The following is a 14,356-nucleotide window of genomic DNA, read 5'->3' as shown; positions in this document are numbered from 1 at the left end:
ATGATGCAGAATGAACACGATGACTCTATAATTGATGTTTCCGGAAGTACTGATATTCCGATCAATTTTGGATCTGATCTCCACAGAGAAGAATCTGTCCCTGAACCTGTTCCAAAGCCACAATATGATCCTGATGGCTGGAAAATAGGAAAAAAATACATCAGAAAACTCAGTCTGAATGATGATCAATCCGCAATACTGGACCGATTATGGTTTGCTGATAATGTTTTTAATGAAATTGAATACTGCCGTGTACAGATTTTAAAACAGTTTTTAAGAGCGACAGACTATCTCCGGACGCACTGCATTCCCGTGAATAAATCGTATGCAACGGTAATTGAGGAGCTTTCGGAAATCATTGTGTGTCTTCAGTACAATTACAGAAAAGAAAGCCTGAACTACCGCTATACGTATGATGCAGTACAGACAGAAATTTTCAATCATATCTTAAAATTATGTGAAAATAATGTGAGGGAAGTCTATGGAATAAAAAGAAAAATCAATACGGATTTTAATTATACCCATCCTGATATTCTGCACCAGTACAACAGGAAAATAGTTTCCAGGCTTGCTGTTTTTCTGCCTGAAAACCAATCCCAGATATTGGAGGCGGATCACAGAACGAATATCATTCTGAACGAAAATAATACCGGAAGGTGGAAAACGAAATTTGAAACCATTAAAGAAGATTATTCCAATACTATAGCTTTTGAAAGAGAAATTTTCAGGCTGGCGGAGGTGAATGTCAGAAACCCGTCTCAGGATACTATATTTCTTGAAGCTTCTAAATTTGTTGCAAAACATGACAAAATCTCTGCATTAAGGCTTTATCTGCATTATTTTGATAAAGACCTGAACAATACAACATTTGAACGGAAACAGCTTACCAGGAATATCCAGAAGAGTCTGTTCACCACAAGCGAACAGCTTAGTGATTTTGAGCAGATCATAAACGAATTCATAGCAACGAGGAACCTTCAGGCAGCCATTGAAAAAGCGTCTCGGCTGTACCTTCCGAAAAGAAAAAAAATTGTTATCGACAGAGATGCCGTTGAAAATGTACAGAGGCAGCATTCCGGAACTGTGGCCCTGCTGGAAGAATATCTTAAGGATGAAGGCGAAGAGGAAACTACAGTTGTTCAGGCAGAGGAAACGAGTGGAGAAGATGAACTGACGATTCATATTACCCATCACCCTACAGAAACCAGGATTCATCAATATCTTGAAGAGCTTAATTTATCAGAAGTTCAGCAGGAAATTTTAGAGGCATTTGAAAAGCAGAGTTTTAATATTCCTCAAAGTGAAATGGCCACTTATTTACAGTCGAAAAACCTGTTTATGGGATCTACCATAGATTCTATCAACGATCTGTGTTTTGAAACCCTTGACGATGTCCTTATTGAGGAAGAGGATGAATATTTTACGATTAATACTGATTATTATAAAAAACTTTTAAACAATGATTGACAATATTAAACCCAAAGAAGCAACTTCTATTATCAACTCCCTGGTGAGCGGAGTGGTGCCCAAAATAGGAGTGCAGCACATTACTGTAGGAAGATCGGAGGAGATTAATGCTTTTATCAGTTCTTTGGAAGATGTGAAAAACGGCCACAGCATGGCGAAATTCTGGATCGGAGATTTTGGAAGCGGAAAATCTTTTATGCTTCACTTATTGAATACGGTGGCTTTAAAGCAGAAATTTGTAGTTTCCAATGCAGATTTCACACCGGACAACAGGCTGTATTCCAATGACGGAAAAAGTGTGATTTTGTATTCTGCAATCATGGACAATATTGCAATCCAGACTAAACCCGAAGGCGGAGCATTACAGACTTTGCTTGAAAAATGGATTGAGCAGGTGATTACGAAAACCGGTGAAGACAACCGTATTTCCCTTGCTGAGATCAGAAATGACCAGTATTTAGGCCTTATCCAGAATTCTATTATGAAAACAGTGAATGAAATCACAGAAGTGGGTGGTTTCGATTTCGGTTCTGTGATCGTTAAGTACTATGAAGGATATATCAAAGGCGATGAACTGTTACGCAGAAATGCCCTGAAATGGCTGAAAGGTGAATATAAAACGAAAACGGAGGCCAGACAGGATCTTGGGGTAAGAGAAATCATTAATGGTTCCAATTTTTACGATATGCTTAAAAATTTCTGTAAGTTCTTTGTAAGCATGGGATACAGCGGTTTTATGATCAATCTGGACGAAGCGATCAACCTTTATAAAATTTCTACTTCAGCCGCGCGTGAAAAAAACTACGAGAAAATTTTATCTATTTATAACGATTGTTTTCAGGGGAAAATTTCAAATTTGCTGATCAATTTTGCAGGAACGAAAGAATTTCTGGAAAATGAAAGGAGAGGATTGTTCAGCTACCAGGCTTTAAAGTCAAGGTTAGAAACCAATAAATTTGAAACCCGTGAAATTAGAGATTTTGCGCAGCCTGTCATTAAACTCACTCCATTAGATCATAATGAAATCTTTGTTCTGTTAAAAAAACTGAAACTGATTTTTGATTTTAACTATAAAACAGAACTGAATATCAGCGACGAAGAAATTTTTGCTTTTATGGAAGAAATGTTCAATAAACCGGGAGCTTCAGAATTTCTCACACCGAGAGAAGTGATCAGAGATTTTCTCAATATTCTGAACATTATCAGACAGAATCCGGCCGTGGATAAAAAACAGCTTTTCGGAGACATCGAAATTTCAGACGAGAGGCCTGATGATCTGGTTCTTTTAGATAGTATTGAAGAAATATGAGCGCATTCAACCTGCTCTCAGAGCCGATCAGAAAGTACATCCGCGACCAGAAATGGGAAAGCCTGAGACCTATTCAGGAGGCTGCCATTCAGAAGATTATCGCAACAGACAATAATTATGTTTTAATTTCCAGGACAGCTTCAGGGAAAACGGAGGCTGCCTTTTTGCCGATCTTATCTAAAGTGAATTGTAAGGAAAAAGGCGTAAAAGTGCTTTATATTTCACCGCTGATTGCCTTGATCAATGATCAGTTCATGAGGGTTGAAAAGCTGTGCGAATATCTGGATGTTCCGGTTACAAAATGGCATGGAGAAGCTTCCAAAGGAGCCAAAGACCGGCTGATAAAAGCTCCGGAAGGAATTGTACTTATTACTCCGGAATCTCTGGAGGCGATGTTTGTAAACAAACCTTATCAGATCCAACACCTTTTTTCAACACTGGATTATGTGGTTATCGATGAGATTCATTCGTTTTTAGGATCAGACAGAGGGATTCACCTGCAGTCTCTGTTGCAGCGTCTTCAGAAAGTCAATACCGGTAAATTCAGTACTGTTGCTCTCTCTGCTACAGTAAGCGATCAGAATAATTATGCTGAACTGAAAGATTTTCTGGGAGATCCTGAACATACAAAAGTAATCAGAGATACGACACCCAAGCCTATTAACGCTGTTTTTAAGTATTTTGAAGGGCAGACAAAAGAACTTCCACCGGATCTCCTCAAAGATCTGTATATCAGAACGAGGGACAGCAAAGTGCTGGTGTTTCCCAATGCTAGAGGAAAAGTAGAAGAGGTAGCGGTAAGATTGAAAAAACTTTCGGAAAAGGTGGGCGGACATGCGAATTACTTCTCCCATCACTCTTCTGTAGATAAAGAAGTACGTGAATATGTAGAGTTTTTTGCCAAAAAAAGCACGCATGAAAATTTCTGTATATCCTGTACATCAACCCTGGAACTGGGGATTGATATAGGAAACGTGGATGAAGTTGCCCAGATTGATGCCACCCATAGCATTGCTTCCCTGATCCAGAGAGTGGGAAGGAGCGGAAGAAGGGAAGGAAAGGCCAGCAACCTGTTTTTGTATGCTACTGAACGTTGGAGTCTTCTCCAGTCACTGGCGTGCTGGCTGCTTTTTAAAGAGCAGTATATTGAGCCTATTGCTATGAGCCAAAAACCTTATGATGTGCTGGTTCATCAGCTTTTGTCGGTGGTAAAAGGTTCTTCGGGAATCACACTTGATAAACTTACTGCAGATTTGACGGGTAATGCTGCTTTTAAGAATATTTCGGCTGAAGAAGTTACGGAGATTATTGACCATCTTACCGCCATTGACTTTCTGGAAAAACTAGGACCTGAATATATTATTGGGATTGAAGGTGAAAAGGTAGTCAATACCAGAGATTTTTATACCCTCTTTCATACCCCTGTATTTTTCAGGGTGGTGAGTCAGGGCGTGAAAATCGGTGAGTTACCGCTGTCTGCACAGACCAGACCTGATGAAAATATATATCTTTCAGCCAGAATATGGAAAATAAAGGACATTGATTACGAGGCTAAAAAAATAGAGGTAGCTCCAGCAAAAGACGGAAAAAAACCGCTCTTTTTTGGAGATGCGGCAGATACAGCCTCTAAAATCAGGGAAAAAATGCTTGAAATTCTGATTTCCGACCAAAAATATGATTTTCTGGATGAGCCTGGTGATGAAATGATCCGGCAGATGCGTAAAGATTTTTCAATCTATGGGATCAGGTCTCATCAAACGGACAGACCCCTTTTTTCAGGGAATGATAAACTTAAGTTTTATTCATTTACAGGATCTAAGATTAACAGAACTTTAAGCTTTATACTGAACAGAGTAGGGATTGAAAATCAATTACATGAAAGCGAAAGTAAGTTTGAAATCGATTTTTCAAAGAAATCTGAATTCATTTCGGTGCTTAAAGATGTGAATTTAAATACGATCAATTTTGACGAAGCACTGACAGAATTACTAGACAACTTTCCGGATGTTTTGAACTTTTCAAAATGGGGAGAATTTTTACCCACAAAATATCAGATAGAACTATTGAAAACCCGATATTTCGATTTTGAAGGCTGCAATGAATTTCTTCAGAATTTAAATTTTATAGAAAATAAATAGTAACTAATATAGGATACCGAAAGAGCGTAGATTTTAAAGTGATAAGGTAAATAAAAAATATTTTAATTCAACTTAATATTAATTATGATAATGATAATGAGTGGTTTACGGATGGTTTTGGTCTTCGCTCTTCCATCTTCCAGACAATAGAAACTAATACATAATCTTCCTCTTCTCTATTTTTAAAATCTTATCTTTTTCCATACTTTTTACAGCTCTTATGACCGTTTCCACGCGCAGTCCCGTGAGAGAAGCAAGTTGTTGTCTTGTCAGAGGAATCTGAAAAGAGTACTGTGTTTTGTCTTCACAGTAGCTTTTGAAATAATCCATCAGCTGTTTCAGTTTCAGCATGGGATTCTGGAAAGAGAGGTTGTAGAGCATCATATATTTATAATACATTCTTTCTGCCATACACTGATAAACATTCAGGGAGACTTCCTGGTTTTCCCTGATCAGATTTAAAAAATTGGATTTTGGAAGTCTTAAAATATACGAATCTTTTATAGCTGTAGCGTTCATCGGATAAGGACGATCTACAAAGAGAAGAGATTCTCCAAAGCTGTGTCCGTTCGAGAATATATTCTGAATAAATTCTTTACCGTCTTCCGTGTAATTATTCAGCTTGATCTGTCCTTCCTTAATCTGGTAATAAAACGTAGAAAACTCACCTTCCCGAAAAATAATTTCTCCTGCTTTATATTCTTTAATTTTTGCTCCAAATGAAACAAGTACCTCTTCAATAATCATGGGATGATAAAGTTTTTAATTAAAATTTTAAACAAATGTTTAATCATTTGTGCCTTTCATTATTTAATAAACAGGGAAGCACAAAATTTCAATAATGTAAAGAACGATCAATTTTCATCACCTCTCTCTGTAAGGCATACCACATACATACCATAAGGCTTTGGAGACGCTTTTTCCCAATCTCTCTGTATACACCACGGTCAGGGAATAAAATCATCAAAAACATTGATTGAGATCATAAAAAATATGATCCGCAATCTGCTACATTTGTTTAAAATAAATTACAGGAACGAATTAATTTTCAAACTCACTTCAAAATAGGAATAAATACACTGTAGATAGGCATGGCGTGGTATCTATGTGGTATTTTAATTCTGTAAAATTTTAATCATTTTTTCTTTCTTTGTTTCATTTAAAAATAACCGAAAGAATAAGCTTCAGATGAAAGATTTTTAAGATTAAAATATCAGGGATTCGTACAATAGATGTAGGGTTCTTTAGAATCAGCAATTATGAAATTTAGATAGACCTGTAAAACCTCAACATCAAAACAGCTATTTGTATAATAGCCGAATAAGAAGGGTTTGTACTGATACAAAAGCATTTAAACGTATCAGAAATAAAGTAGCGATGAGAAAAATATTATGAAAAACGAAAAACCGCAATCCAGTTTAGAAGATTTAAATCAAAAGATTTTAGTGCAGGACGAAATCATGGCATTAGCCAAAGAAAATTCGCCACGTTTGCTGAACAAATTCAGACTTGTATACCCTGATTTTTTTGATAAAATCGCGAAGGTACATCCCAGTCTCAAAAATTCTGAACTTATTTTCTGCATTTACCTGAAACTCAACTTTACCACCAAGGAAATTGCGACTTACACTTTTGTGACGCCAAAAGCTATCCAAAACAGAAAAAACAGAATCCGGAAAAAGCTTCACATTCCTTCTGATTTGGATATCTACAAATGGTTTAATGATCTTTAAACCACTTTTACGTTAGATTATATCTGGATTACTGCTTTGTCCAGATCATGATAAAGCAGTATTTTCCATTGTTCTTCAGCCGCTTTTTTTTGCCACTCCAGTCTTAGTTCCATTGCTTTTCTTCCATCAAAATCGCTTTTATAAGCCAGATGATATTTCAGATAAGACTCCTGAGGAAGATCATCCGCACCATAAAAAATAATTTCGTCATACTCTCTGATCCAGAAGACCTGCATAAAAGGCGTGTGTCCGCCTACTACTTCAAAAGAAACCTCCGCATTTATATTTCCGCGATCTTCATCCATCCAAACAATATTTGGCAGGCTGATCAGTTGTTCAAGAATATCAAAATCAAAAGAAGGGTTGCCCTTATTTTCCATAGTGAAAGCAAGCTCACGCCTCTGAATATAAATTTCTGCATTCGGAAATGCAGGTTCAAAACCAGTATCTGTTTTGTGAATACTTCCGTTAATATGATCTTTATGGAGGTGTGAAAGCAAAAGCCTGGTAATTTGTTCGGGTCTGATATTTTCCTTTTCCAATAGTTCAGAAATAACCGTTTTACCCTCCCTGTTTTGCCATCCCATACCGGCATCGAGGAGTATATAATCATGGTCTGTAATAATGAGAAACGGTTGTACAGACATTTTGATCCCCTTGACGGTGTCAAAATTTTCATCGGTCAATAACGTGAAGTCTTTCGTTCTGCTGGCTGAGAAATTGCCTTCTTTGAGCGCAATAATTTTCATTGTGCAAATTTCCCTAATATTTATAAAACCTCAAAACCTTTTTTTCGATACCATTAATTGGTAAAAACAATGGACGTCTACCAGGCGTTAAGACCGTTTTTCAATGCTTGGGCATATTTTTCCTCATCAAAAGAATACAGATCAGGAGACTTATGGGCGCCGCCACGTCTTTGCTCCTCAAGTTTATTCAGAATTCCTAAATTTTTAATTTTTCTGTAAAAGTTTCCACGGTTGAGGTCCTTTCCTAAAATGGCTTCATACAGTTTCTGAAGTTCAGAAAGGGTAAATTTTTCAGGAAGAAGATTGTAACCGATGGGCTTTATGGAAATTTTTTCACGTAAGGTAAGAAGCGCTTTTTCAATAATTTCTCTGTGATCCATGGCCAGTTCGATCTCCGACAATTGGCTCATATAAATCCATTCACAGCTTTCGCTTAACTCATCAGGAACAAGATTAAATCTTGAAGGATTGTACAGTGCGTAATATCCAATGGAGATGAATCGCTGCTTATGAAAAAGAGTATCATCAAAATCTTCAAAGTAAAGTTCACTTCTGTTTCTTTTGCCGAAAACACCAAACTCATCAAGATATACATCGGTGGTTATTCCCACTCTGTCTTTTAGGATTCTTACCACAGCTTCATCCAGATCTTCATTTTTTCCTACGTAGCCACCCGGCAATAGCCACAATTTTCGATAATTCATTTTGATCAGAAGTACCTTAAGTTCTTTCTGATCAAAACCAAATATAACAGGATCCGCAGAAAGGTGAGGGAGAAAAATTTCTTTTGCCTCAATTGATCTTTGTAATATCTGTTCTTTAGAATTCATATAATGTACTAAGTGTATTAAGAAATTGGTGATCTTACAAATTTAGGAATAAAAATTTTGGAACTGCTTTAAAAAAGCCTTCCCGGATCACATTTTGGGAGGAAAAACATACGATTTCTACCATTTTTTTATTGAATCAATGAAAAAAAACTTTATTGTAAAATATTTAATTTAAAATCAATTCTACATAAAGGAAGCAAAGAAATAGTAGTCTTACATGAAATAAGCCATCTCTGATAAGATCGGATTTCATTATTATGAATAGATAAGTGATTCGTTGACTTCATTCCGGTAAAATCCAGGATTTCTGTCGGCGTATCTTTTTTGGATGTCAAACAAACCATAGAATTATTGAAAAGGGACTGCTTTTGGCATTCTCTTTTTTTATGAAATTGATTACCTTTGCCCTTCTTAAAAAGATGGTATTTCCGATTGAATGCATGAATATGATCATTCATGATTAACAATTTGAAATACAGCTTTATTCATTAATTCCATTCTTACATTTGGAGTCAAATTTTAATTCAACTATGCAGACGAGCACGACGAACGGTATTTCAAGAACAGTTATCTGGCTGATGGCTATTATTTCAGGACTTGTAGTCGCCAATAATTATTATAACCAGCCTTTATTAGGGCTTATTTCGAAAGATTTAAATGTTTCTGAAAGTGCGGCAAGCAAAATTTCTGTCCTTACCCAGATAGGATATGCTTTAGGATTGTTATTAATTGTTCCTTTGGGAGATAAATTCTTCCGTAAGAAATTAATTCTGATCGACCTGTTTTTAGTTTTTGGTTCATTATTATGGATGACTTTTGCCACTCAGCTATGGATGCTCTATGCTGCCAGTTTACTGATCGGGGTAACTTCAGTAATTCCTCAGTTATTTATACCTATCGCCGCTGAATTGTCCTCCGATAAAGAAAAATCTTCCAATATCGGGACCGTGATGTCCGGGTTATTGTTAGGGATTCTTTTATCCAGATTTATAGGTGGAATAGTAGGTGATGTATGGGGCTGGAGAGCCATGTTTGGAATCGCTGCAGGATTAATGATTCTGGTATGGCTGGCGGTTTATAAAATGCTTCCCGAAATGCAGCCTAATTTCAAGGGAACCTATAAAGAATTAATGCGATCTGTGGCTCATTTGGCGAAAACACAGCCTATATTACAGCTGGCTTCATTCCGTGGGGCGATGGCATTCGGATCCATGTGTGCATTATTTACAACATTGGTCTTTCACATGGAAAAACCGCCTTTCAATGCTGGTTCATCGGTGGTTGGAAGCTTTGGATTAGCTGGCGCTGTAGGAGCGTTGGCAGCAGCAAAAGTGGGAAAACTTCAGAAATATCTTGATATCAACCGCATCATATTATATTCGCTTCTGATTGTAGTCGGGAGCTGGGCATTTACCTATTTTGCAGGCGAAACCTATTGGGGACTCATCGTTGGTGTTATCCTTGTTGATCTTGGAGTACAGTCGAGCCATATCATGAACCAGACCAATTATTTCTTGATTAAATCCAATGCCGTGAACCGATTGAATACCGTGTATATGGTTTCCTATTTCATCGGGGGATCACTCGGAACATGGCTTGCGTCTATGGCATGGCAGTATGCACAATGGTCTGGTGTATGCTTTGTAGGGGCATCCTTTGGCTTACTGGCGATTATCGCTCATGTATTGTTCTGCAACAAAGTGAATGCATCTCAGTCCCAGATTTAATTTTATCCTGGTCTAAATCTTAGCCTCAGTTTCATCCTCAACACTATTGGCCAGGAATAAATCCCTGTGCTTATTTCCCCATTTTTCAAGCTCTTCCCAGATCGGGATCAGTTCTCTCGCTATGTCCGTCAACTCATAATCCACTCTTGGCGGAACTTGGGCATGAACTGTTCTTTTGACCAATCCTTCTTTTTCAAGCTCTCTCAGCTGAAGGGTAAGCATTCTTTCCGTGATTCTACAGATGCGGTCACGGACTTCACTGAATCGTAATTTACCATCCTTTAATCTGTTTAGAATCAAAAGTTTCCATCTTCCGCCGATTTTACAGACTGCATAAGACAGATCGCATTCCTGGATGTACTTTTTATTAATGTTATTCGTCGAATTTTCCTTTATTTTCCCCATAGCTTACAAATTTGTTAGTACCGTACAATTAGCAGTATACTGTGCAAATGTAAGGTTTGAAAAGTAATTTTGTCTTCTTAAACTGAAAATTAAAAACAGTTAGGGAATAATAGCGCTCAGATTCCTTTTTGAAATATTATTAATACAAAACAAACTTATAATGCAACTAACGTCACCAATAACCCAAATTATCAATCATTTAGGAAAAATACAGTCATTCAATGCACAAGATCCATTAGATGACACCAGGAAATATCTTGACGCCATGGCGCTTCAGCTCAGCGGTAAAAAAGAGTCCGTTGCGATGATAGAAGAACTGAAGGTACCGGTGGAAGACCACCAGATCCCGGTCCGAATCTACCGACCAAAAGGAAAAACCACTCAAAAATCATCAGCTATTATTTATATTCATGGCGGATGGTTCATTGCGGGAGGTTTTGAAACCCATGATGCTGTAGTCCGGAAATTGGCTAACCAAACAGGTTCAGTCATGATCTTTGTAGACTATCGTCTGGCTCCTGAACATCCTTTTCCGGCAGGATTAAATGACTGTATCAACATCGTTAAATGGGTAACTGATCACGCTGAAGATCTGGGAATTGATGAAAGTCAAATCGGAATTATAGGCGACAGTGCCGGAGGAGCCCTCGCAACCTCTGTTTCAACACAGGTAGGGGAACTGCTGAAATTTCAGGTACTGATCTATCCGGCAGCGGATCATCAACTCAATACAAAATCATGGGAAACCTATGAAACAGGTCCTGTTCTAAACAAAGAAGGCGGCATCCAGGCCTGGAAATGGTATCATCCTGAAGCCAAAAGCAATCCTGATCCGTTAGCGGTTCCGATCTTGATAAAAGACTTTAAAAACACACCCCCAACATTGGTTCTTATAGCAGAACATGATGCCTTAAGAGATGAAGGAGAAGAATTGGTACAGCATATGAAAAACGCAGGAATTTCTGTGCAAACCAGTTTTTACAGAGACATGGTGCATGGCTTTATGCACATGGGAGAAGTACTGAATGAGGTAGAAAAAGCTACCTTTGAAATGGCGGCATTTGCTCATCAATATCTTCGAACCACTGAAAAATAAGGATGAAAAAATACGCATACATTGGGTGTCTGGGATTTATGGCCGTCATCACCACCGAATTTGGAGTGATCGGAATTCTCCCGCAGATTGCTGAACATTATCAGATAGGAATTGACAAGGCCGGATGGCTGCTGAGCGCATTTGCATTAATCATTGCTTTGACGGGGCCTTTCATGACTTTACTCATGTCAGGATTTGACCGGAAAAAAGTGATGTTGACCGCTATTGCCATCTTCCTTTTTACAGCTGTTATTTCTGCCATGTCACCACCGTTCTGGCTTCTGATGCTGGTAAGGATACTTCCTGCATTTCTGCAGCCGGTCTATATTGCTACAGCTTTATCTGTGGCTGTCTCAGGAGCAGATCAAAAACAGGCGAATAAGCTTATGGGAATTGTTTTTATGGGAGTTGCTCTGGCAATGGTAACGACGGTTCCTTTTGCGACCTGGCTGTCCAGTTTATGGATATGGGAATCTTCTTTCATCGTTCAGGGCGCAGTCAGCACAGTTGCTTTGGTTGTTATCTATTGTATGCTTCCTGAAATGCCCGTAAAAGAGAAAAAATCGTACAAAAGTCAAGTCAAAATTTTATCACAGCCCACCTTTATCATCAGTACGGCAATGAATTTTTTCATGATAACGGCCTGGTTTTCTACCTACAGCTATTTTGCAGATTATCTGAATAAAGCGAAAGGGATGGACGGTACTATGGTAAGTTATATGCTTTTTCTTTTTGGAATCATTGGGGTTGCTGCCAACTGGATTGCAGGAAAAATGCTAAGCTGGAATGTCGCTAAAACAACAGCCTTATTTCTTTCCGGTACTGTTATGATGCCTTTTTTACTGTATTTTTCAGGGGATAATCTGCCAGCCAATATCATCAGCATAGCCATCTGGGGCTTTCTGTATTCTCCAAGTTTCCAGAATGCATCTACGTATATGATTTCTTCTGTCCCGGATTCTCTTGAATTTGCCAATAGTTTAGCCACTTCTTTTGGAAATCTGGGGGTAACTTTAGGAACAACCTTGGGTGGATGGATGATTGTTGCCAAAGGAGCTTCATACAATCCATGGATAGGATTTGTATTTGGGATTTTAGCTTTTTTAATGATCATTCTGAGAAGTATTCTAGAGAAAAGAACTGAAAAGCAGAAGATCATTTTTCCGTGCCATTAATATATTGTAATAAATTTTGTTACAATTGCAAAAAGCAGTAATTTTGATGGATTAATAATTTCATCAAGAATTAAAACAATAAAAAATGAAAATAGAAATATGGTCGGATGTTATGTGTCCGTTCTGCTATATCGGAAAAAATAATTTTGAACAGGCTCTTGAAAAACTGCCGTTTAAAAACGAAGTAGAAGTAGAGTGGAAGAGTTTCCAGCTAGATCCTACTTTAGATCCTTTGCAGCCTCAAAATACCATCGAATATTTTAAAGAGAAAAAAGGACTTCCCGCAGATCAGACATCTCAGATGATTGGTCAGGTTGCTCAGATGGGAAAAGGGGCAGGCATCGATTTTAATTTTGAAAAAGCATTGATCATCAATACTTTTTCGGCGCACAAACTTCTTCATCTGGCTAAAAAACACGGTAAGGCCAATGAGATGGAGGAAGCTCTGTTTATCGCTCATTTTATTGACGGGAAAAATGTAGGAGATCTTGAAGAATTGATTTCCCTTGCTGAAAAGTCCGGGATTGATCGGGAGGAGGCAAGACAGGCTTTGACATCAGATCAGTTTGATAACGAAGTCAATCAGGATATTCAGGACGCTAAAAACAATGGTATTTCCGGGGTCCCTTTCTTTATTTTGAATGGAAAATATGCCGTATCGGGTGCACAGCCGATAGAAGTTTTTGCAGATGCCCTTCAGCAGACGTACAAAGAAACGGTAAGCGCGTTTAAAGATCTTTCGAAAGAAGGAGGTGCAGCTTGTGATATTAATGGATGCTAGGATCAGAAAGATGGTTTAATTTTAGAGTTCAAAGTTGTAAACGGTGAATTTGTCGCGACGTGTAGGTTTCGGGTGTTACCCCAATGTACGGGAATCATCCATTGATCCCGACCTCAATTCCCCTTCTTTGAAGGGGTGGATTTTTGCAAAGCAAAAAGACGGGGTAGTCAAAACAGCATTATTATATCATTGTATAAGAGTAGTGACATTAGTGTTTTTAATATAAACGTAAATTAGCTTTTTTAGCATAAAACACCTCAATTTGAGGTGTTTTTATTAATTATGAGATTCAATAAAAACAGAAAAGAAATTCTGTTTTATCTACTCATTTCTTATTTTTGTTTAAATTTTATACTCAATGATAAAAATCAATGCCGACTCTCATTATCCGGTTTCAGAAACCTTGTTCGTCTTTGCTTTGGATTCAGAAGCAGGACAAGCGTTTGAGGGAAAAAATAAACTGGTGACAGGAATAGGAAAAGTAAATGCTGCTATTGAACTGACCAGAGAAATTCACTTCAGAAAACCTAAACTGATCGTTAATCTGGGATCTGCGGGCAGTAAAAGCTTCGGAAAAGGGGAAGTTGTTTGCTGCACAAAATTCATCCAGAGAGACATGGATGTGAGAGGTCTTGGTTTTAGTCTTTACGAAACCCCTTTATCAGGAATTCCGCCTGTTCTGGAATACGGTCTTCAGATGAACGGCCTGGAAGAAGGGATTTGTGGCAGTGGTGATAGTTTTGAGATGAATCATTCTGAAACGGACTATAATATTGTAGATATGGAAGCCTATCCACTTGCCCTCATTGCTAAGAAAGAAAACATCCCTTTCCTGTGCCTGAAATATATTTCTGATGATGCGGGAAGTGATGCCGCAGACGACTGGGCCGTTCAGGTACATCTGGCTTCTGAAGCGTTTAAAAAAATATTATTTTAATACAAAAGA

At 38.0% G+C, this 14,356-nt stretch carries 13 protein-coding genes; 9 read left to right on the top strand and 4 right to left on the bottom strand.

Going from position 1 to position 14,356, the window contains the following annotated elements; all coding sequences use genetic code 11:
* Genes BUC06_RS13795 through BUC06_RS13785 form a run of 3 tightly spaced genes read left to right on the top strand, consistent with a single transcriptional unit; the run spans position 1 to position 4,914 of the window.
* Positions 1-1,467, top strand: coding sequence for a tellurite resistance TerB C-terminal domain-containing protein (locus BUC06_RS13795; protein ID WP_073334590.1), 1,467 nt, complete (start codon positions 1-3; stop codon positions 1,465-1,467).
* Entirely contained in the window at positions 1,460-2,776 is a 1,317-nt protein-coding gene (locus tag BUC06_RS13790) for an ATP-binding protein (RefSeq protein WP_073334589.1), read from the top strand. Before BUC06_RS13795 ends, BUC06_RS13790 begins: the two co-directional genes overlap by 8 nt.
* Complete coding sequence (locus BUC06_RS13785) at positions 2,773-4,914, top strand: DEAD/DEAH box helicase (protein ID WP_073334588.1); 2,142 nt, start codon at positions 2,773-2,775, stop codon at positions 4,912-4,914. Before BUC06_RS13790 ends, BUC06_RS13785 begins: the two co-directional genes overlap by 4 nt.
* 153 nt (positions 4,915-5,067) lie before the next feature.
* Here the strand turns inward: BUC06_RS13785 and BUC06_RS13780 are convergent, their stop codons facing one another.
* Positions 5,068-5,661: a Crp/Fnr family transcriptional regulator gene (locus BUC06_RS13780; RefSeq protein WP_073334587.1), complete on the bottom strand. Its 594-nt coding sequence runs from the start codon at positions 5,659-5,661 to the stop codon at positions 5,068-5,070.
* Positions 5,662-6,305: 644 nt separating this feature from the next.
* On the opposite strand from BUC06_RS13780, the gene BUC06_RS13775 reads away from it, so the two are divergent.
* A complete protein-coding gene (locus tag BUC06_RS13775) occupies positions 6,306-6,647 on the top strand; it encodes a helix-turn-helix transcriptional regulator (RefSeq protein WP_073334586.1) in 342 nt (113 codons plus the stop codon).
* Positions 6,648-6,664: 17 nt separating this feature from the next.
* Here the strand turns inward: BUC06_RS13775 and BUC06_RS13770 are convergent, their stop codons facing one another.
* The gene (locus BUC06_RS13770) at positions 6,665-7,396 is read right to left on the bottom strand and encodes an MBL fold metallo-hydrolase (protein WP_073334585.1); all 732 of its coding nucleotides are present in this window, start codon (positions 7,394-7,396) and stop codon (positions 6,665-6,667) included.
* 77 nt (positions 7,397-7,473) lie between these two features.
* The gene (locus BUC06_RS13765; RefSeq protein ID WP_073334584.1) at positions 7,474-8,226 is read right to left on the bottom strand and encodes an NUDIX hydrolase; all 753 of its coding nucleotides are present in this window, start codon (positions 8,224-8,226) and stop codon (positions 7,474-7,476) included.
* Positions 8,227-8,756: 530 nt separating this feature from the next.
* Here BUC06_RS13765 and BUC06_RS13755 point away from each other — a divergent pair.
* A complete protein-coding gene (locus tag BUC06_RS13755) occupies positions 8,757-9,953 on the top strand; it encodes an MFS transporter (protein WP_073334582.1) in 1,197 nt (398 codons plus the stop codon).
* A gap of 12 nt (positions 9,954-9,965) precedes the next feature.
* Here BUC06_RS13755 and BUC06_RS13750 read toward each other — a convergent pair whose 3' ends face one another.
* Positions 9,966-10,358 carry a winged helix-turn-helix transcriptional regulator gene (locus BUC06_RS13750; RefSeq protein ID WP_073334581.1) on the bottom strand — a complete coding sequence of 131 codons (393 nt, stop codon included), beginning with the start codon at positions 10,356-10,358 and terminating at the stop codon, positions 9,966-9,968.
* Positions 10,359-10,518: 160 nt separating this feature from the next.
* Here BUC06_RS13750 and BUC06_RS13745 point away from each other — a divergent pair, with 160 nt between their 5' ends.
* From BUC06_RS13745 to BUC06_RS13730, 4 genes are all read left to right on the top strand, one after another.
* Complete coding sequence (locus BUC06_RS13745; RefSeq protein ID WP_073334580.1) at positions 10,519-11,454, top strand: alpha/beta hydrolase; 936 nt, start codon at positions 10,519-10,521, stop codon at positions 11,452-11,454.
* A 2-nt stretch (positions 11,455-11,456) separates the two neighbouring features.
* Positions 11,457-12,629: an MFS transporter gene (locus tag BUC06_RS13740; protein ID WP_073334579.1), complete on the top strand. Its 1,173-nt coding sequence runs from the start codon at positions 11,457-11,459 to the stop codon at positions 12,627-12,629.
* Positions 12,630-12,714: 85 nt separating this feature from the next.
* Positions 12,715-13,410, top strand: a complete 696-nt coding sequence (locus BUC06_RS13735; RefSeq protein ID WP_073334578.1) for a DsbA family oxidoreductase — start codon at positions 12,715-12,717, stop codon at positions 13,408-13,410.
* Positions 13,411-13,768: 358 nt separating this feature from the next.
* A complete protein-coding gene (locus tag BUC06_RS13730; RefSeq protein WP_073334577.1) occupies positions 13,769-14,347 on the top strand; it encodes a 5'-methylthioadenosine/S-adenosylhomocysteine nucleosidase family protein in 579 nt (192 codons plus the stop codon).
* The last annotated feature ends 9 nt before the right edge of the window (positions 14,348-14,356 follow it).

It is taken from the genome of Chryseobacterium carnipullorum (genome assembly GCF_900142785.1).
In the GTDB taxonomy this organism is placed as follows: Bacteria; Bacteroidota; Bacteroidia; order Flavobacteriales; family Weeksellaceae; genus Chryseobacterium; species Chryseobacterium carnipullorum.
The sequence above is the reverse complement of the archived record's forward strand: the minus strand, read 5'-3'. Positions and strand labels throughout refer to the sequence as shown.

Excerpts from the sequence above, each read along its gene's own strand:
- BUC06_RS13785 (WP_073334588.1), top strand. The coding sequence starts at position 2,773 with ATGAGCGCATTCAACCTGCTCTCAGAGCCGATCAGAAAGTACATCCGC.
- BUC06_RS13795 (WP_073334590.1), top strand. The coding sequence starts at position 1 with ATGATGCAGAATGAACACGATGACTCTATAATTGATGTTTCCGGAAGT.
- BUC06_RS13750 (WP_073334581.1), bottom strand. The coding sequence starts at position 10,358 with ATGGGGAAAATAAAGGAAAATTCGACGAATAACATTAATAAAAAGTAC.
- BUC06_RS13735 (WP_073334578.1), top strand. The coding sequence starts at position 12,715 with ATGAAAATAGAAATATGGTCGGATGTTATGTGTCCGTTCTGCTATATC.
- BUC06_RS13740 (WP_073334579.1), top strand. The coding sequence starts at position 11,457 with ATGAAAAAATACGCATACATTGGGTGTCTGGGATTTATGGCCGTCATC.
- BUC06_RS13790 (WP_073334589.1), top strand. The coding sequence starts at position 1,460 with ATGATTGACAATATTAAACCCAAAGAAGCAACTTCTATTATCAACTCC.
- BUC06_RS13755 (WP_073334582.1), top strand. The coding sequence starts at position 8,757 with ATGCAGACGAGCACGACGAACGGTATTTCAAGAACAGTTATCTGGCTG.
- BUC06_RS13770 (WP_073334585.1), bottom strand. The coding sequence starts at position 7,396 with ATGAAAATTATTGCGCTCAAAGAAGGCAATTTCTCAGCCAGCAGAACG.
- BUC06_RS13730 (WP_073334577.1), top strand. The coding sequence starts at position 13,769 with ATGATAAAAATCAATGCCGACTCTCATTATCCGGTTTCAGAAACCTTG.
- BUC06_RS13745 (WP_073334580.1), top strand. The coding sequence starts at position 10,519 with ATGCAACTAACGTCACCAATAACCCAAATTATCAATCATTTAGGAAAA.
- BUC06_RS13780 (WP_073334587.1), bottom strand. The coding sequence starts at position 5,661 with ATGATTATTGAAGAGGTACTTGTTTCATTTGGAGCAAAAATTAAAGAA.
- BUC06_RS13765 (WP_073334584.1), bottom strand. The coding sequence starts at position 8,226 with ATGAATTCTAAAGAACAGATATTACAAAGATCAATTGAGGCAAAAGAA.
- BUC06_RS13775 (WP_073334586.1), top strand. The coding sequence starts at position 6,306 with ATGAAAAACGAAAAACCGCAATCCAGTTTAGAAGATTTAAATCAAAAG.